Source organism: Reichenbachiella sp. (assembly GCF_039941815.1).
GTDB lineage: Bacteria > Bacteroidota > Bacteroidia > Cytophagales > Cyclobacteriaceae > Reichenbachiella.
Genome location: NZ_JBDVDW010000050.1, coordinates 64689 through 82666, shown reverse-complemented (window position 1 = coordinate 82666; position 17978 = coordinate 64689). Strand labels below are relative to the sequence as shown.

Below are 17978 nucleotides of genomic sequence, written 5' to 3'. Positions count from 1 at the left end.
AAAATAAGTTCAGCAAAACAAATTTGTCCTATTATGATGTTACTAGGTTATCTTGTTAAGAAAGGAGATGAATTTTATTGGAAGACATTTAAGCTGGTTGCAGCAGTGATTAGCTATTCAGCATTTTTATTTCTACTCTGGGTCAATACCTGATCAGCCTCGATGGCGCTTTACATTGCGCATCAGATTATTGGCAAAGATAAAGTCTTGTAATTCCTTTACCTCACAGTCAAAAATGGACTCATTGTCGCCTTCCCACAATTTTTGACCTTGAAAAATAAAACTGACCTTATCTCCTATTTCCATCACCGAGTTCATATCGTGAGTCACTACCACAGTTGTAATGTTTAGCTCTTCGGTAATTTCCTTGATTAGATTATCTATGGTAATGGAGGTCTGAGGGTCCAATCCAGAATTTGGTTCATCACAAAACAAGTATTTGGAATTGTTGACGATAGCCCGGGCAATCCCCACTCTTTTTTTCATTCCACCACTGATTTCTGATGGCATTTTATCGTTTACATTCGTCAGCTCCACACGCTTCAAACAATGATTGACACGGTCCAGTTTTTCATCATTTTTCATGTCTGTCAGGACATTCAGTGGAAACATTACATTTTCTTCCACAGTCATGGAATCAAACAACGCCCCCCCCTGAAATAGCATACCAATTTCCCTTCTAATTTCGGTTTTTAGATTTTTTCCTGCATTAGTAAAATCGCGACCATCGAAGAGCACCTGGCCCTGATTAGGTTGAATCAATCCAACAATACATTTCAGCAAGACACTTTTACCAGTACCACTAGCGCCTATAATCAGATTGGTTTTGCCCTGATCAAATTTGATGCTTATGTCTCTGATGACCTCTTTCCCGTTGAAGGACTTGCTGATGTTTTGAGCTTCTATCATCGTTAGAGCAATAATTTGGTAAGCAAAAAGTCAGCGGTAAGAATCCCGATACAGCTGTTGGTCACTGCTGCGGTACTGGCCTGGCCTACTTCCAGTGCACCGCCACTAGTGAAATATCCTTTGTAGGCAGAAATCGAAGCTACGACCAAAGCAAAGCTGAACGATTTGATGAGTGCAAAAGTAACGTTGTAGGCTACAAACTCATATCTTATACCATAGATGTATTCATATCCAGTCAAAGTCCCGGTAAGAGTACCAGCCAAAAACCCTCCTAGAATACAAAGAAAGGCTGAGAGAATCACCAACATAGGGTACATAAAAAATGAGGCAATGATTTTAGGCAATACCAGATAAGACGAGGAATTGATCCCCATCACCTCCAAAGCATCGATTTGCTCTGATATCCGCATCGTGCCCAGCTCCCCAGCTATATTTGATCCTACCTTGCCGGCGTACACGATAGCCATCACTGTGGGTGCCAGTTCGAGTATAGTCATGTCTCGTACGACCAGGGAGATCACATAATTAGGAATGAACGGACTTACCAAATTGTAGGCCGTCTGAAGAGTAGTCACCGCTCCAATAAAGATTGAAACGATAGAGACGATGAAAATGGAGTTGATACCAATTTTCATACATTCATCCACCGTGAGTTTCACATAGGTGAGAAAACTCTCCCGCCGCACAAACATGGATCCTATGAATAATATAAATCGTCCGAGACTTGCCATTGAAAATCTAAATTTCGCCACCAAAATAACAATTTTCGACTACCTGTCAGAATTTAAAATCACTTTACCAGCAAATAATTTTGTAAACCTTTAATTTGCCCCTGTCATTAAAGGAATTACTATGAATAAGACGATTGTGGTTTCGGGAGGAACAAAGGGAATCGGCAGAGCTGTGATTGAGAAATTTGCCTCCGAAGATTTCAATGTGATCACCTGCGCCAGGGGCGGTGAAGACTTGAGTCGCATGAAGGCAGAGCTTTCCAAAAACTACTCAAATATCAAAATTTATACCTTTCAGGCTGACCTTTCAAAGCAAGGAGACACAGCCAAGTTTGTTAGCTTCATCAATGATACCGTGACCCAAGTGGATGTGCTTGTAAATAATACAGGAACGTTCGTGCCAGGAGAAATCTATAATGAAGAGGCTGGTGCACTTGATCATATGATCAAAACCAATCTGTATAGTGCCTATGACCTATCACGTGGGGTCATTCCCATGATGATCAAAGAACAAACCGGTGATATATTCAATATCTGCTCAGTGGCTGGACTGAAAGCCTATCCCAATGGTGGATCATATAGTATTTCTAAATTTGCCATGCATGGAATGTCCTTGGGACTGAGAGAAGAACTAAAACCCCATGGCATTCGTGTCACGTCAGTGCACCCTGGAGCTACTTTTACAGCGAGTTGGGAAGGAGTGGACTTACCTGAGGAGCGTTTCATCAAAGCCTCGGATGTGGCAGACTCACTCTGGGCTGCCTACTGCATGTCGCGTAGTACTGTGATAGAAGAACTGGTCATCCGGCCTCAACTGGGAGATATATAAAAAGCTTTATTAGTTAAATGTCATCTGTTGGAGGAAGAAAGAACAACTAAGCAACACGGATAATTAATCAATTCTTGAACAATTCTTTCTACTCCTCACTATTTTTGTATCATGTCCAAATCTCATAAATACTGCCCGTCACTCACGGAATACCACAGAAGGAAAGCCATAGAAGTCAACATCGGCGGAGTACCATTGGGAGGTGACCACCGCATCAGAGTACAGTCCATGACTACAATTGACACCATGGATACTGAAGGCTCCATCGAGCAATCGATTCGTATGGTGGAGTCAGGTTGTGAGTATGTGAGAATTACCGCTCCCAGCCTGAAAGAGGCCCAAAACCTCGAACAGATAAGAAACGGCTTGCGAGCCAGGGGATTTGAAGTGCCTCTGGTAGCAGACATACATTTTACCCCTAATGCCGCCGAGCTCGCTGCCAAAATCGTGGAAAAGGTGAGGGTGAATCCTGGCAACTATGCAGACAAAAAGAAATTTGAAGAGCTGGAATATACAGATGCGACCTATGAGCAAGAGCTAAAACGGATTAGACAAAAATTCGAACCCCTGGTCAAAATCTGTAAGGAACATGGGACAGTCATGCGCATCGGTACTAATCATGGCTCTTTGTCCGATCGTATCATGGGTAGATTTGGAGACACGCCATTAGGTATGGTAGAATCGGCGCTTGAATTTCTAAGAATTTGTGAGGATCTCGAGTACTACGATATCGTAATCTCGATGAAAGCCAGCAATACCAGAGTCATGGTGCAAGCCTATCGCCTGCTGGTACATAAACTAGATGAGGAGGGACTAAAACCATATCCGTTACATTTAGGAGTGACCGAAGCCGGAGAAGGAGAGGACGGTCGTATCAAATCGGCGGTAGGGATTGGTGCCCTACTAGAGGATGGACTAGGTGATACGGTACGCGTGTCATTGACAGAAGAGCCAGAATTTGAAGCACCCGTCGCGCAGGCACTGATTGATAGATATGCAAACCGTGCCGGACATGACCCAATCAGCCCACTTGCCGAGAGCCCAGTCGACCCATTTGTATACAAGAGACGGGAGACCCAAGAGCTATTAAATTTTGGGGATCACAATGTACCAAGAGTCATCGCAGACTTCAGTCATAATCCGGACATAGGAATTAAAGACTTACGCGATATAGGCCACTTTTATCTCCCCGAACCAGACAAATGGCGTATGAATGATATTGGGGCAGATTATATTTATACAGGTAGCCACCCCATTAGTTTTATGCTACCGAACGGACTGCAAGAAATCATCGATTATGAGGTGTGGAGCCATCTGGAAGATAAGAAAAACAAATATCCATTGTTGGATATATCAGAGGCCTCAAAATTACCAACCGATCAACCTTCATTTATTAAAGTTGAGGCTGAGCAGCTTTCTGAAGTGGGACAACTGAAATCAGTAAAGAATGCTATTATCGTACTGCACAGCAGCAACAATCATACGATGGCCTCTCTTCGTCGTTTTGTTTTCGAATTGATCTTGCAAGGAGTTAAGCACCCTGTAGTTATTCATTGGCATCAGACGATTGCAGAGACCGAAGGATTTCAGCTGGCTTCTGCGACCGATATTGGAGGCTTGCTCATCGATGGATTGGGCGACGGTGTAATGCTTGCAGGAAATGGCAGCAAAAAAGTCGAGAACGAAACAGCTTTTGGGATCTTGCAGGCTGCCAGAACCCGAATGACCAAGACGGAGTATATTTCATGCCCTTCTTGTGGGAGAACACTATTCGACCTTCAGGAGACAACGGCGATGATTAGAAAACGTACAGATCATCTGAAAGGAGTGAAAATCGGGATCATGGGCTGCATTGTAAATGGCCCAGGCGAAATGGCTGATGCTGACTACGGCTATGTAGGCTCCGGTAAAGATAAGATCACCTTGTATCGAGGGCAGGAGGTAGTGAAAAAAGCTGTACACGCCGACTATGCCGTAGATGAATTGATTCAAATCATCAAGGACGACGGCAACTGGATCGAACCCGAACTAACAGAATTAATCTTGAACTGATGGAGGACAAACAAGAAAATAGTAAACTGAGAGAGTTTTTTTCACTAGGAGAAGTATTTGGGTACTTCTTTAGGAAAAAGGACCCAAATCAGAAAAGAGACCTGAATCTAAGAATGATGCATGGCATCAACAAATTTGCCATCATTGCGTTTCTTCTGGGTGTAATCTATTTCATCATCAAGAAAACCCTGTTGCAATAATGATCAATGTCGAATCTTACCGAGATTACTGCCTGTCTAAACCTGGTACCTCCGAAGGTTTCCCTTTCGATAATTCGACACTGGTTTTTAAGGTCATGGGCAAGATGTACGCCCTTGCGAATATTGAAACCTTTGAATTTATCAACCTGAAATGTGACCCCGAACGCGCGGTAGAATTGAGAGACCAGCATCCCGCGATACGTCCGGGATATCACATGAACAAGCAGCATTGGAATTCTGTCTATCCCGATGGCACACTTCCTGACGAACTCATATATGAGCTGATTGACCACTCCTATACTCTTATTGCGGCCAGCCTACCAAAGAAGCTAAAGGAGGAGTTGGCTAGGCTCAATTAGCAACTCCCAAGGGATACTTAGAAAAATATGGCAATGTGGAGCGACACATGGCCATAAAATCAACAATATCTTCGATTTTTAAGAAGGCACTGGGGTTTGCAAAATCACTTGGACTGTACCTCCACGTTGTGTGCGTTGGATATTACAGATTCTCTCCTTTTGGGCAGGGCCAATAGGCAGCGACGGACAAGGAGCATTTCCCACAAGGCGAATACAATCGGTGCAATTCACCGGAAAGACCCCGGGATTTCCTTCGTTTTCCTGTAAAGCTCGGTTGTAGATTTTGCTGATAAGAGTCTGATTGGGACCATAGTGCCATCCCATTCCATCTTCGACCTTCATTTCCATAAAGCAATTCACTCCGTTTACGCAGCTGATGTCGAAAGCCTCGTCACAGCCTTGATTTGGGTTTAGTGTGAATTCTGCAATGTTGGTTCCAAATTCCCCATGATGAAAGTCTGCACCAGATACCGGACATTGTGGCTCTATGTAAAAACCAATATTACCGCTAAAGCACTGACCTTTAGGGTCAAACTCTTGTGTTTGCTTAGACGCCAGGGTGAATTTGCCTCTCAGCGAGTTTGTCTTAGTCAGGATGTCAAAAGCCTCAACCCCCACAGGTGACGGGCAGCATTTATTTGCATGGTTGTCCGCAGCAAAGGTGACGAAAACCTCTACAGGTTCGTCGGTGTTGTTGGTGACGGAGAGTTTGGTATTATCTGAATTGCTCATGATTAGATGTATGGTTTTGTTCTAAAATAATTACATCTCAAAGCTGGAATGAATAGTTAAGGATGAGCTCAGGCAAAAGAGGTATAGTCAGTATTACCTTAGACGGGGTAGCTGATAGAATAGTGAGTAATGCAGTAATAAAAGTGTGTAGTTATCATTGCAGATTTAATTTATGATTGTTGAGTGTTTCCTTTTTTACTAGATTGCACAGATCTCAACCAAATAATTCGACCCCCATCATGAGCGAGCTAGACGAAGAAATAATTAATATCCCTGAGCATCAAGCCAAAGAATTGTATTCTAAGACCGCCATCAGAGGCTTCTCTTTTTTCTTTTCGACCATATTCGGAGGTGTACTACTCTACAGTAATTTGCGGGCATTGGACAAGACTGATAAAGCAAATTCGGTTCTACTGTTTTCTGTGATCTATGCTGTCGTTACGATTTATTTTTTGACCACATTCGAAAATGCACCTTCCTATTTGACATACATTGTTAATATAATAGGTGCTATGATCTTGACTGAATATTTCCATAAAAACTATATAGGAGATGAAGTGGTCGCAGAGAAGAAATCCATTTGGAAACCCTTAATTATTTCTTTGCTAATCACTTCAGTATTGGTAGGCATCGTAATTTTAGGCATTTATATGTAGCGCAAGTACAGCTAATCAGCGGCCAAAGTGCTTTATGATTGGAATAGGTTTTCTAATGCATATTTCAGGTTTAAGACAATATACTCAGTCTATCAGCTCATGATAAGACTGATTACCAATATGATAAACCCTAACATCGGCAAGCCATGCACAGCTAATTCCCCTTTGTGTCTAGTGGCATGCCGGCTATCCAAATTGGTCACCAACCATACGCTTCGTACAAGTGCCAGCAGCAAAACAATAAGGACTACAAAAGCACTTGGCGGAGGGGCATGCATATATTCCCACCCAGAGACGTGATGTACTACCATAGTAACGGTAGCCCCAAAAAGGTAAAATATCAGTCCAATGTAGAGGCCTTTTCGGAAATTCGGATTCATTTAAATTTCTTTTTACTTGTAAAATAAAGACGAGTTAATCAAAATATTGATATTAATGGGCGTTTCGTCCCTCAATCACATTTGGCCTTCACTCACTGGCTCACGGACTTCCCTAAATACACGTTTTCATTGATGAAATAAGCAACGTACTTGGTCCAATCAAATGATATAATCAAAACGCAGATACTTATGAAAACTATAACAAAAACCTTGACATGGATGTTCGCTGTAGGCTTGCTCTTGTCGTTTGCACCCAGCTTCAAATCAACAAACAAGAACCCTCGCGATCACAATCATATCAAAATGTGCGGAGCAAAGGGCTGTACTTTCAAAACCATATTTGGAGAAGAATCGGCTGACGGTCACAGCCATTTCAAAAATGTAGCTAAAGTCGAACAGGCACTAGGCTCGGGCCTAAGCTTCCTTGCGTCGGTTCAGCAGAAAAACGGAGGTTGGGGAGCAGGCAGTCACAGCTATCAACAGCTCCGTGATGCCACAGCAGTAAGTACCGATCCCGCCACTACAGCAATGGTCGGCATGGCTATGCTTCGTGCCAAGAGTACACTGACGAATGGGAAATACTCGTCGGCGCTGACAAGAGCGACAGAGTACTTGCTAAGTGCTGTAGAAGACACTCCTAAGGATAGATTGAAAATCACTGAGCTGGAAAACACCCAGATACAGGTAAAACTTGGAGACAACATAGATGCCGTACTGGCAGCTCAATATTTCAATAATCTGCTCGAACTGAATGATCTGCCAGCCAAAACAGAAGACAGAGTACGTTCGGCATTGGCAGATTGCGTAGCAAGAATACAAACCAACCAAAATCAAGACGGAAGCCTGAAAGGAGACGGCTGGGCTGGCGTGCTGCAGTCGTCCTATGCCAATCAAGCTATCGAAGCAGCAGAAGTCAATGGAGTAGCAATCGATCAGGATGCACTAAAGCGATCCAGAGAATTTCAAAAGGGAAACTATAATCCCGCTTCAGGTAAAGTCAATACAGAAAAAGGGGCCGGAATCATGCTCTATGCTGTGTCCGGATCGCTTAGAGCGAGCGCTAAGGAAGCCCAAAAAGCCAAGATCAAAGTCGAGGAGGCCAAGCGAAAAGGAGAAATAGCTGACGATGCAGAGATGTCCGAAGAACTGCTCGAGCAGATAGGATTTAGTGAAGAAGAATCGTCACGATTGGCTACCAGCTACAATGTATTTGAATCAGCCAAAAATAGGGCTCAGGAAGAAGACGTACTTAGCGGCTTTGGCAACAATGGTGGAGAAGAATTTTTAAGCTTCTTGCAAACAGGAGAATCTATGGTGATTGCCGGTGGCGAAGAATGGACCAAGTGGTTTGACAACACAGCAGGTAGAATCGTTCATATTCAAAATACGAATGGAAGCTGGAGCGGACACCACTGCATCACGAGCCCAGTATTTTGTACGGCCACCTGCCTTCTGATTCTTTCCATAGATCAAGATATCGCAAGGTTGCAAAAACTAGGTGATTCCTGATCAATTGATATTTTCTAAAACCTCATGGTTTCGCCTTGCCGACCATGAGGTTTTATCATATCTTTAAAGTCTCCTTACACTAATTGTAAATAGCATGCCAGAAGCCATTTATTTCCTTATTGCCAGTGTCGTATTTTTTGTCATATTTGGCTATTTCGTACCCGTAGGGCTCTGGATCACAGCTCAATTCTCCGACGTATCGATCAGCATCTGGGAGCTGGTTTTTATGCGCATCCGAAAATCACCTCTAACAGATATTGTGAATTCCATGATTACCTGCCAGAAGGCTGGTGTCAAAATCAGTTTAGCTGAATTGGAAACCTATTCGCTGGCAAGCGGAGATGTAAAAGAACTTACAAAAGCCCTCATTACAGTCAAACAATCCAATCTCAACATTACACATGATGAGTTGAAGGCAGCCGGATTAGCCGGAAAAAATCTAATGAGTTTCATAAATGAAAGAAAATCAGATCTTGAGTCAGGATTGGGAGACACCAAACGTGAATTGTGCAGAAAAATCTTTGAAGACCTGAGTGAGTCACAAATAAATGAGCTATCCATATTCGTAACAAAATTATAATTCGATGATCAATCTCCACGGCGCACTTATGAATGTAACCGAGACTGCCACCAACGGTGTTGTAAATCAAGACACCATATTCACATTCGTTCAAAAGAATGAAATCGTAAGTGCCAGATACGAAGGAGGTAGGGTAATAAAAGGCTTCCTGGCAGGTAGACTGGTCAATAATACACTCACATTCAAATATGCTCAAGAGCATGACGATGGGCACGTGACAGGTGGTGAATCTATATGCAGTGTATCGGTCGATTCCATTGGTAAAAGACATCTAATCGAAAATTTTACCTGGGATCAGGGCCAAGGCAAGAACGTATTCCAAGAATTGTAATACCAAAAAAAGTAAAGCAAGACCAATCCAAATTATGAAGCTCCTCCATTCTACACTAGCCGTATTCTTCGCATTGTTGCTTTCATGCAACACTGAAAATAAAGAAGATCAAATAGTCTATATATCTGATCAGCTGGAAATCTACGCCATTGCTCCGCAAGCCTATGTACACAAGAGCTATCTACAGACAGATGACTATGGCAAAGTAGGCTGCAACGGTTTAATTTATGTGGACAAGGACCAAAGCATTATTTTTGATACGCCCGCAGATACTACGGCCACGCGAGAGCTGATTGAATTTCTAGAGCAGCAATTGAAAACTAAAATATCGGCAATAATCCCGACCCATTCTCATGGAGATTGCCTTGCCGGACTCAGTGTTGCACATGACATGGGTATTCCATCTTTTGGAGAAACGCTGACCGTGGAGCTGGCCAAAGAAGCAGGAGAGACCGAGCCTATGGTCAGATTCGACGGAGAAATTACAATTCCGGTCGGTGACAGTGAAGTATGGATTGGCGGGGTCGGAGAAGGCCATACCCGCGACAACGTAATAGCCTATATGCCTACCATAGATGTGATGTTTGGCGGATGCCTCGTCAAAAGCTTGGGAGCATCCGAAGGCTACACAGGAGAGGCCAATCTCAGTGAATGGTCAAATACCATAGAAAAGATCAAAAAGAAGTTTCCTAAAACTAAATTGGTCGTGCCAGGTCATGGCAAGTGGGGAGATCAGGAGCTGCTGGAATATACAGCAATCTTATTTCGCCAATAGATACAATTTTAGGTATATATCTATCAGGTTTGTTAAGACTTCAATTTTCAATAAATTGTTCATGAAGAATAATCAATCCACTAATAGCAATTGAAATGAAAAAAGCTGTAGCCTATTTACTGATCCTTTTGGGAGTGATCATGATCTATATGTCAGTCAAAGCCAATATTTTACCACCTGGAATCACAGGAGTAGGATTCATAGCCATAGCCATGGTATTTTTAGGAAAAAAACTTTGATAATCAAATGACATATAAATACTTAGCACTAGGCGACTCCTATACCATAGGTGAGTCAGTTGCTCCAGACGAAAGATGGCCACATGTGCTACAGGGCCGACTGGTAGGTGATGGAATCAAAATGGAAGTACCCAAAATAATCGCGACTACTGGGTGGACCACTGACGAGCTGCAGGCAGCAATCGATAAGGAAAAGCCTGCTTCCAATTATGATTTGGTTTCTCTTCTGATAGGTGTCAATAATCAATATCGTGGATACCCGATAGAGCAGTACCAAAAGGAGTTTGAATCTCTGCTCAAACAGTCCATTGCCTTTGCAGCCAACAGGGTTGAAAGGACCTTTGTGATTTCTATTCCTGACTATGGCGTCACTCCGTTTGCAGCGGACAAAAACCCTAAAAAAATAGGTCTTGAATTGGATGAATACAATCGACTGGCCAAATCCATTTGCCAAAGATATAAAGTAGCCTTTATCGACATCACACCAGGTAGTAGAAAAGCAGTCAGTGATGAGTCACTCGTAGCTGAAGATGGCCTCCATCCTTCTGGCAAAATGTACAAAGAGTGGGTCGATGCCGCCTATCCGACAGTGAAATCCATGCTAAAATAGGATACTGGTACTATTCTAAGATTGAATATTGATATTTGATTTTGATCGTGAAATGGTGTCCAAGAATTGGGTTGATTTATTGTATAAATCAGGAAATATTATCCATTTTTGAGGGTTAGTGATTGTATCCACCTAATCCCTAATTGAATAAAATTTGTGAGGAGAACTAGTTTTCCAGTGTTGTTTGTGATATGCCTTGTTATTTACTCCTGTAAAGACAATGTGGTATGCCCTGCTTTTCAGAGTACGTATATTCTGGACGACTCTATGCGTCTGGCCAAATACTCCTATTTCTCCAACGACAGCACCCCGAAATTTGCCATGGCTTCCCGTAGAAGCAAGTACGGAATAAACAAGCAGACAAGCTTATTTAGAAAAAATTATGAGTTGATGACAGCACCTAAGAAAAATGTGCTGGCGCCGGTACCTATCGATACCACATCAGAAGATGTTATTGATCAGGGGGAATTTATTGCAGAGGATTTTGTAGATACTGATACCTTGGGTATCGATTCTGTATCTACTGCTCCACTACTTGCTAAAGTCGAAGAAGCAGAGCCCGAAGGGCCAAAGTACAAATACAGATATTCACCTGACAATGGCTACAACCAGGAACAAGCCTACTATAATAAGTATTATGGAGAGCTGTTCATAGACAATCGCCCACCACCATCACCAGAAAAGTCGGAAGAGGAGCTATTGCAGGAGGCTGATACTACCGCAGTGAAGAAAAAAGGCTTGGGTGGACTATTCAAGAAAAAGAAAGGCGAAGCACAAGATCAACCCGAAACGGCAGAAGATGACTTACCGAAAGAGGAGCTGCCTATCGAAGAAGAAGTGGTGCCTGAGGAGATTGAGGAGACGCCGGATGATTCTGAAGACGACAATTGATCAATCTTTCCTGTTTTTCATTAATTTTCCAATCATTTAGTGCCCTCATTCGTAGCCTATATTATGCTTGACAATCCCATACCGCTTGCTGAAAAACTTAGGCCGCATCAGCTCGATGAGTTAGTAGGACAAGACCATCTTAAAAATATTCTGAAACGAGCCATCAACTCGGGTGCTGTGCCCTCTATGATACTTTGGGGGCCTCCCGGAGTAGGGAAAACTACCATAGCAAATATTATAGCCAATTCTGCCAAAATGCCATTTTTTACGCTAAGCGCAATTAGCGCAGGCGTAAAAGACATCAGAGAAGTCATTCAAAAATCCCGCTTGGGATCCAAGTCCATCCTCTTCATCGATGAGATTCACCGATTCAACAAAGGTCAGCAGGATGCCCTGCTCGGTGCCGTTGAGAAAGGCCAGGTATCGCTTATTGGAGCTACGACTGAAAACCCCAGTTTCGAAGTCAATGCCGCTTTGCTCTCCAGATGTCAGGTCTATACCCTCAATGCTTTGGCTAAAGAAAATCTGACCGAACTTATCGAAAAGGCTATCAATCATCCCGATACTTTCAAAGACAAAAAAGTAAAAATCAAAGAGGACCAAGCACTCATGCGCTTGTCAGGCGGCGATGGAAGAAAACTCCTAAACCTGCTCGAAATTGTAGTGGACTCGTTGGGAAAAGAAGCTATAGTGACCAATGACGTCGTCACAGAAATCGCTCAAAAGAAGGCTGCTATCTACGACAAAAGTGGGGAGATGCATTACGATATTATCTCAGCCTTCATCAAGTCTATCCGAGGAAGCGATCCGAATGCAGCCGTGTACTATCTCGCGCGGATGATAGAAGGAGGGGAAGACGTCAAATTTATTGCTCGTCGGCTATTGATTCTGGCATCAGAAGACATTGGCAACGCAAACCCGACAGCTTTGGTGATTGCCAACAATGCTTTTCAGGCAGTCAATGTCATTGGCTATCCGGAATCCAGAATAATCCTTAGCCAATGTGTCGTCTATCTCGCCTGCTCAGCAAAAAGCAATGCTGCCTACATGGCAATCAATAAAGCTCAACAGCTCGTGCGTGAGACTGGAGACCTGTCTATCCCGCTGGGAATCCGAAACGCTCCGACCAAACTCATGAAAGAAATAGGCTATGGGCAGGGTTATCAATATGCCCACGACCATACTGGAAATTTTGTCGATTTTGAATTTATGCCTGAAGAGGTGAAGGGGCATAAGCTTTTTGAACCTGGAAAAAATCCTCGAGAGGAGGATATGCGGAAAAAGCTAAAAGCGCAATGGAAAGAAAAGTACGGATATTAACTATCCATGTGGTGCTGCGATCTTCGTTCTAGAAGCACAGTATCTCTCCATCTCCCATGTTGCCTGGCTATCTTCTCTCGTCTACCCACCATTCTGAATCCTAATTGAGTATGCAGTCTGACACTTGCTTTGTTTTCGGGAAAAGTCACTGCTTGTAGCATATAGATACCGGCTTTTTCTGCTTGATCAATCAGTTCTGTAAGTAGCAGCTTACCAATCCCTCTACCCAGTTGATCGATGGCAACATATATACTTACCTCTGCCACACCTTGATAGACTGCTCTACTCGAAACAGGGGACAGTGCTGCCCATCCGACCAACTTTTGATGCCCATCAAATATCACTAATCGAGGAGATTTCAAGTGTCCTCTATCCCAGTCCTCCCAAGAGGGAGTTTTAGTCTCAAAGGTGGCCTGATTTGTATCGATGCCGTCCTGATAGATTTGCTCGACAGTTGGCCAGTGCTCCGGTAGCAAAGGGGTCAGATTCATAAACCTCGTTCAGCGACAAATGCTTTGGCGAAATCCTTGATCATTTGGCGTGTAGCTCTAAAACTGGCCAGAATTTCTTCTTCTGTACCAGTCGCTTTCGCCGGATCAGGAAAATTGTAATGCACCCGTTCGCCGTCGCCTGGAATGTAAGGGCAGTTTTCTTGTGCGTGATCGCAAACGGTGATAATGTAGTCGAAAGGAACATTGAGGTATTCCGTAATGTTGTTAGAAGTATTGCCGGAGAGATCGATGCCTTCTTCGCTCATCACTTGGATCGCTCGCGGGTTGACACCGTGAGTCTCTATGCCAGCGCTATACACACGCAACTGATCGTTGGCAAAGTGTTTGAAATAACCGTCCGCAATTTGGCTTCTGCAGCTATTGCCTGTACAAAGTATGATTAGATTTTTCATTGTTGATAGTTAGTATGAGCGGGTAGTTGTCATTATGAAAGAGGTCATTGCTGTTTTTAATAGCAATGACCCTTATTAGATCTTATGTCAATCAGGCTTAACAGCACTGCTTGGCACCAGGGTTAAGACTGGGTTTACACACAGTTGGTTTGGCAAACAGCTCTAATCTGATTGTGTTGTTAGCAAATAATACGTCTTCTACACTAAAATTTGACGTCCGCATTTCCAGATCGCCGTATTCGAAGAATATTTCCGCATCAGCTTCCATAGGCTTTAGGGCTTCCACCTTTTCGAAAATATCTAAGGCTTTTTTAGCAGACCAGGGTCTTCTCATTTCTTCTAGCGGATTCACCATCAGCTGTACTACCGTCTGCTTGTAGCTGTCAGGATTTCCCCCACAATCTACTGATTCGATGGTTAGATTTTTTACTTCCGTAATGTGAAATGTGGGCTTGATAAACTTTCCGCTTTCTATCTCAAACTCTAGTCCCAGACTCGGGTTTTCTTTGAGGACTTCTATAAATTCTGATGTTTTCATATTGATTGTAAAATTACGATTAAAATTTAAGTAATCCTATAATCGTAAAATTACGATTAATGTTACAAAATACTTGAGATAAAATAAAAAAGGGCTCTGAAAACTAATCCAGAGCCCTTTTATTGCTATTTTTTTAACTACTTGATATTGAACTCCACGCGAGTTTTATCCCAGATCAGCGCAACTACACCTTGATCATTGGCTTCGATGGTGAAACTTTCAACGGCTGAGTCCAGAGCCTTGGGAGTAGCGGTGAATCTACCCACGTCCATGGATTTGTCATACGAATAGGCACCCCATTGCTTTGCATTGGAGTTAATGATGATTGTCCATTCCTTTTCGCCCGGGATAGTAAAGAGAGAGTATTTGCCTGCTTTCACAGCTACACCTCCAATATTTGCATCCTTTGACAACTCTATTGTCGTAGCCTCATTGGCTCCCGTTCGCCATACTTGGCCATAAGGCACCAAGCCACCGTAGATTTCCCTACCTTTCTTAGACGGACTGCTATAGTTGATGCTTACATCATTGCCACTCACAGAAGCTTTTGAAACTTTCGCTGGACTTGCTTTTTGTTGAGCGTTAGCGGCCGTACTGGTGAGCAAACCAACCATCAATAAAAAGGTTGAAGAAATTGTTAAAATCTTTTTCATAAGTTCAAGTTTTTTTGTTTGGTTTGAAAACGAAAATAACAACATCTGGGTTCCTGCATATTTTTTATTGATAGTGATTCCAACGGCTGATTTATTTCCTTATTCTCATATTTTTAATTTAAATTGACGAACTTATTGTTCACCACCTCTATTAAGTATAATGACGAAACAAATTAAGGTTTTAATTATTGATGATGATGAGATCAACAATCTGATTTGCACCAAAGTTATCAAGGATTACAACCCTGAAGTGTCTGTAGAGTCACTCACCAGTTCGACGAAAGGGCTGACTTATTTGGAGGATCTAGTCAAGAACAAATCCGAAGCGCTTCCTGATGTCATATTATTGGACATCAATATGCCAACCATTAGCGGATGGGACTTTATCAGAGAGTATAGAAAAATGATGACCTCGGTAGAGAGTGAAAAGATCAAACTTTTTGTTCTTACCTCTTCTCAATACTATCAGGATGCCGAACTCGCAGATCAGTATAGGGAAGTTCAGAAGCTGTTTACCAAGCCTTTGACCTCTGATATCCTAAAAGAAATCGACACTTACCTTTGATTATCTAAATTTTAAGGCCTTTATAGACGTTTTGAAGTTGGATACAATCTGATCTGAAGCGTAGTGTATTTTGTTTTTCACCTTCCATGCTCCATTGACCATTGTGCCTAGTATAAAAGTGCGGTCTCCACTGTATACCATTGTAGAAAGCAGATTCTTTGGGTTTGACGTCGCAATCAAGGGTGTCTGAGCATCGATCACTGCTGCATCCAAAGGTTGTCCTACTTCAAAGTACGCAACTGTATGATTACCCATTGCTTTTCGTCCGGCTTTTAGTGCCATATCGATACCGAATCTACCAGCATCTCCATTAGTTGGAGAGATCAACTGGTTTCGCCTGTGTGTAGTCAATCGCTGGCCGTAGTCCAATATTCTTAACTCTTCTAGCGGATTGATGCCAATATGACTATCTGTACCGATAGACCATTGTCCGCCTTGCTGTTGGAATTGACCCAGAGGGAAAATCCCATCCCCTAAATTACCCTCAGTAGAGGGACAAAGCACGACATGTGCGCCTGACTTAGCAATGCCTGTAGTCTCTTCTGCGGTGAGATGAGTCGCATGGACGAGATGAAAATTTTCGTTGACCGCAAAATTATTGAGCAGCCATTCGACTGGCCGTTGGCCATAGAACTCAAGGCAGTCTTCCACTTCTTTGAGTTGCTCTGCTATGTGTATGTGGATGGGCATTTGTTTTGCCTCATTCAACACGGCCGTTATAGACTCTTGATCCACGGCTCTGAGTGAGTGAATGCCTAGTCCTACATTGGCTTTGTTGTATTTTTTGGTGGCGGAATCCGAAGCTGAAAGAAGCTCGAGATAGGACTCAGCATTTTTTGAAATAAACCTTCGTTGTTTGTCGCTAGGTGCTTTGCCAAACCCACCTTGCTGATAAAAAATGGGTACGAGCGTAATACCAATACCGGCGGTCTGTGCGGCCGAGACCAGTCGATTTCCCATCTCAGCCAGTTGTGCGTAGGGCTTTCCTTCTTTATCATGATGGACATAATGAAATTCTGCGACCTGGGTGTAGCCATGAGATAACATTTCAGCATAGAGCATGGTTGCGATATGTTCAAACTGCTCTGGATCCATGGTCAGCGCTATGTTATACATAGTCTCACGCCAGCTCCAAAAATCATCTTGTGAGGTGGGGTCTGGATGGATTTCGGCTAAGCCGGACATCGCATACTGAAAGGCATGAGAGTGTGCATTCTGAAATCCGGGAATGGCATACCCTGCTACTGATTCTACTTCAATGTCTAAGATTGGTTTTTGGGTAGAAATATCTGTGATAAGTCCAGAGTTATCAGTAGTGACATAGGCAGGAGAGATCCAGTCGTCCTGTTGCAAAAGCCCTTCAAATTCCCAAACCTTATTCATCTGTTCATGTCATTTAGAGTTTCGGTCAATGCCGAAAACATATTTTTTAAATCTTTTCTCACCTTATCGGCTCTTCCAACCTCATAATCTAATTCGTCGTCAGACATGTATACCGTTTTGGCCATTTCTAATTGCAATGCGTGAATGTTTTTTTCTGGCTGACCAAAGGTACGGGTCAGATTCCCACCTTTGAATGGATGATTGTGGTTGCAAGTATAAGGCGTGTTTTCCAGTACTTCCAGAGTGGCTTGAATGAGCTTCGTGTCAGCAGATTTTTGATCTGCATCGCCTAAGATCAGATCCGGAAATTTTTCCTTGCGTATGCCCGGGACGTATTGCCGGATGGAATGCGCATCAAAGAAAAGAACGTGCTTGAATTTTTTTTGCAAACGCGTAAGTTCCAGCCTGATCCGATCATAGTACGGATAATAGTAGCTACCTATTCTTCGATTGATTTCTTCCTGGCTAGGTCCATCCTTTATATAAATCGATTTATTGTTGAAATCGGTGGTTGGACAAAGAGCTGTGATAACCCGTCCATCGGAATAGAGCGGTTCACTGTTGGCATTTCTGTTCAGATCGATCACCCAGCGACTGTGCCTGGCTTTGATCATTTTGATACCCATGTTGCCTACAAAATCATATAGCTGATCGACAAACCAATCGGTATCATCTATGTGGGCTATCATTTCCGAATCATACTGATTGACAATGGAAGACGGAATGTCCGTACCGCAGTGAGGGACACTCACTAGAATGGGTACCTCTTGTATCTTGGGTTCTACGATTTCAAATGGCATATGCGAATTTAATTTTTTTGAGTCTTAATTAT

General features: G+C 42.9%; 24 protein-coding genes. 14 read left to right on the top strand and 10 right to left on the bottom strand.

The genetic code is table 11. From position 1 onward, the window contains the following. Window positions 1-153: 153 nt before the first annotated feature. Window positions 154-909, bottom strand: coding sequence for an ATP-binding cassette domain-containing protein (locus tag ABJF11_RS11210; protein WP_348119942.1), 756 nt, complete (start codon window positions 907-909; stop codon window positions 154-156). Window positions 910-911: 2 nt separating this feature from the next. Further along, entirely contained in the window at window positions 912-1640 is a 729-nt protein-coding gene (locus ABJF11_RS11205; RefSeq protein WP_348119941.1) for an ABC transporter permease, read from the bottom strand. Window positions 1641-1761: 121 nt separating this feature from the next. Here ABJF11_RS11205 and ABJF11_RS11200 point away from each other — a divergent pair, with 121 nt between their 5' ends. The 4 genes from ABJF11_RS11200 (at window position 1762) to ABJF11_RS11185 (ending at window position 5080) form a co-directional block, all read left to right on the top strand. Then, complete coding sequence (locus ABJF11_RS11200) at window positions 1762-2469, top strand: SDR family oxidoreductase (RefSeq protein WP_348119940.1); 708 nt, start codon at window positions 1762-1764, stop codon at window positions 2467-2469. A gap of 111 nt (window positions 2470-2580) precedes the next feature. Next, window positions 2581-4521, top strand: coding sequence for a (E)-4-hydroxy-3-methylbut-2-enyl-diphosphate synthase (gene ispG / locus ABJF11_RS11195; protein ID WP_348119939.1), 1941 nt, complete (start codon window positions 2581-2583; stop codon window positions 4519-4521). Beyond that, window positions 4521-4721 (top strand): DUF6728 family protein, encoded by a 201-nt coding sequence (locus tag ABJF11_RS11190; RefSeq protein WP_348119938.1) that lies wholly within the window; start codon window positions 4521-4523, stop codon window positions 4719-4721. The genes ispG and ABJF11_RS11190 overlap by 1 nt, the downstream gene beginning before the upstream one ends. After that, entirely contained in the window at window positions 4721-5080 is a 360-nt protein-coding gene (locus tag ABJF11_RS11185; RefSeq protein ID WP_348119937.1) for an MmcQ/YjbR family DNA-binding protein, read from the top strand. Before ABJF11_RS11190 ends, ABJF11_RS11185 begins: the two co-directional genes overlap by 1 nt. A 78-nt stretch (window positions 5081-5158) precedes the next feature. On the opposite strand, the gene ABJF11_RS11180 is transcribed toward ABJF11_RS11185, so the two are convergent. Next, the gene (locus ABJF11_RS11180; RefSeq protein WP_348119936.1) at window positions 5159-5812 is read right to left on the bottom strand and encodes a hypothetical protein; all 654 of its coding nucleotides are present in this window, start codon (window positions 5810-5812) and stop codon (window positions 5159-5161) included. A gap of 239 nt (window positions 5813-6051) precedes the next feature. Between ABJF11_RS11180 and ABJF11_RS11175 the strand changes: the two genes are divergently transcribed. Then, on the top strand, window positions 6052-6468 hold the full coding sequence (locus tag ABJF11_RS11175) for a hypothetical protein (RefSeq protein WP_348119935.1): 417 nt from the start codon (window positions 6052-6054) through the stop codon (window positions 6466-6468). Between the two features lie 92 nt (window positions 6469-6560). Here the strand turns inward: ABJF11_RS11175 and ABJF11_RS11170 are convergent, their stop codons facing one another. Next, window positions 6561-6848, bottom strand: a complete 288-nt coding sequence (locus ABJF11_RS11170; RefSeq protein ID WP_348119934.1) for a hypothetical protein — start codon at window positions 6846-6848, stop codon at window positions 6561-6563. Between the two features lie 189 nt (window positions 6849-7037). On the opposite strand from ABJF11_RS11170, the gene ABJF11_RS11165 reads away from it, so the two are divergent. The 8 genes from ABJF11_RS11165 (at window position 7038) to ABJF11_RS11130 (ending at window position 13103) form a co-directional block, all read left to right on the top strand. Beyond that, window positions 7038-8357 carry a hypothetical protein gene (locus ABJF11_RS11165; RefSeq protein WP_348119933.1) on the top strand — a complete coding sequence of 440 codons (1320 nt, stop codon included), beginning with the start codon at window positions 7038-7040 and terminating at the stop codon, window positions 8355-8357. A gap of 94 nt (window positions 8358-8451) precedes the next feature. Next, complete coding sequence (locus ABJF11_RS11160; RefSeq protein WP_348119932.1) at window positions 8452-8937, top strand: flotillin-like FloA family protein; 486 nt, start codon at window positions 8452-8454, stop codon at window positions 8935-8937. Between the two features lie 4 nt (window positions 8938-8941). Beyond that, window positions 8942-9268, top strand: coding sequence for a hypothetical protein (locus ABJF11_RS11155; RefSeq protein ID WP_348119931.1), 327 nt, complete (start codon window positions 8942-8944; stop codon window positions 9266-9268). Between the two features lie 34 nt (window positions 9269-9302). Then, entirely contained in the window at window positions 9303-10043 is a 741-nt protein-coding gene (bla, locus tag ABJF11_RS11150; RefSeq protein WP_348119930.1) for a subclass B1 metallo-beta-lactamase, read from the top strand. A gap of 95 nt (window positions 10044-10138) precedes the next feature. Beyond that, on the top strand, window positions 10139-10282 hold the full coding sequence (locus tag ABJF11_RS11145; protein WP_348119929.1) for a hypothetical protein: 144 nt from the start codon (window positions 10139-10141) through the stop codon (window positions 10280-10282). A 7-nt stretch (window positions 10283-10289) separates the two neighbouring features. Beyond that, window positions 10290-10892 (top strand): SGNH/GDSL hydrolase family protein, encoded by a 603-nt coding sequence (locus ABJF11_RS11140; RefSeq protein WP_348119928.1) that lies wholly within the window; start codon window positions 10290-10292, stop codon window positions 10890-10892. 156 nt (window positions 10893-11048) lie between these two features. After that, window positions 11049-11783: a hypothetical protein gene (locus ABJF11_RS11135; RefSeq protein ID WP_348119927.1), complete on the top strand. Its 735-nt coding sequence runs from the start codon at window positions 11049-11051 to the stop codon at window positions 11781-11783. A 63-nt stretch (window positions 11784-11846) separates the two neighbouring features. Continuing rightward, the gene (locus ABJF11_RS11130; RefSeq protein ID WP_348119926.1) at window positions 11847-13103 is read left to right on the top strand and encodes a replication-associated recombination protein A; all 1257 of its coding nucleotides are present in this window, start codon (window positions 11847-11849) and stop codon (window positions 13101-13103) included. On the opposite strand, the gene ABJF11_RS11125 is transcribed toward ABJF11_RS11130, so the two are convergent. From ABJF11_RS11125 to ABJF11_RS11110, 4 genes are all read right to left on the bottom strand, one after another. Further along, a complete protein-coding gene (locus tag ABJF11_RS11125; protein WP_348119925.1) occupies window positions 13100-13594 on the bottom strand; it encodes an N-acetyltransferase family protein in 495 nt (164 codons plus the stop codon). The genes ABJF11_RS11130 and ABJF11_RS11125 overlap by 4 nt on opposite strands. Further along, on the bottom strand, window positions 13591-14007 hold the full coding sequence (locus ABJF11_RS11120; protein ID WP_348119924.1) for an arsenate reductase ArsC: 417 nt from the start codon (window positions 14005-14007) through the stop codon (window positions 13591-13593). Before ABJF11_RS11120 ends, ABJF11_RS11125 begins: the two co-directional genes overlap by 4 nt. A gap of 97 nt (window positions 14008-14104) precedes the next feature. Continuing rightward, complete coding sequence (locus ABJF11_RS11115) at window positions 14105-14545, bottom strand: DUF6428 family protein (RefSeq protein ID WP_348119923.1); 441 nt, start codon at window positions 14543-14545, stop codon at window positions 14105-14107. A gap of 137 nt (window positions 14546-14682) precedes the next feature. Next, the gene (locus ABJF11_RS11110; RefSeq protein WP_348119922.1) at window positions 14683-15198 is read right to left on the bottom strand and encodes a DUF2911 domain-containing protein; all 516 of its coding nucleotides are present in this window, start codon (window positions 15196-15198) and stop codon (window positions 14683-14685) included. Between the two features lie 160 nt (window positions 15199-15358). On the opposite strand from ABJF11_RS11110, the gene ABJF11_RS11105 reads away from it, so the two are divergent. Then, window positions 15359-15763 carry a response regulator gene (locus tag ABJF11_RS11105; protein WP_348119921.1) on the top strand — a complete coding sequence of 135 codons (405 nt, stop codon included), beginning with the start codon at window positions 15359-15361 and terminating at the stop codon, window positions 15761-15763. Here ABJF11_RS11105 and ABJF11_RS11100 read toward each other — a convergent pair whose 3' ends face one another. Both ABJF11_RS11100 and ABJF11_RS11095 read right to left on the bottom strand, forming a co-directional pair. Continuing rightward, complete coding sequence (locus ABJF11_RS11100; protein ID WP_348119920.1) at window positions 15764-17146, bottom strand: formimidoylglutamate deiminase; 1383 nt, start codon at window positions 17144-17146, stop codon at window positions 15764-15766. Continuing rightward, entirely contained in the window at window positions 17143-17946 is an 804-nt protein-coding gene (locus ABJF11_RS11095) for an N-formylglutamate amidohydrolase (protein WP_348119919.1), read from the bottom strand. Before ABJF11_RS11095 ends, ABJF11_RS11100 begins: the two co-directional genes overlap by 4 nt. Window positions 17947-17978: the final 32 nt, after the last annotated feature.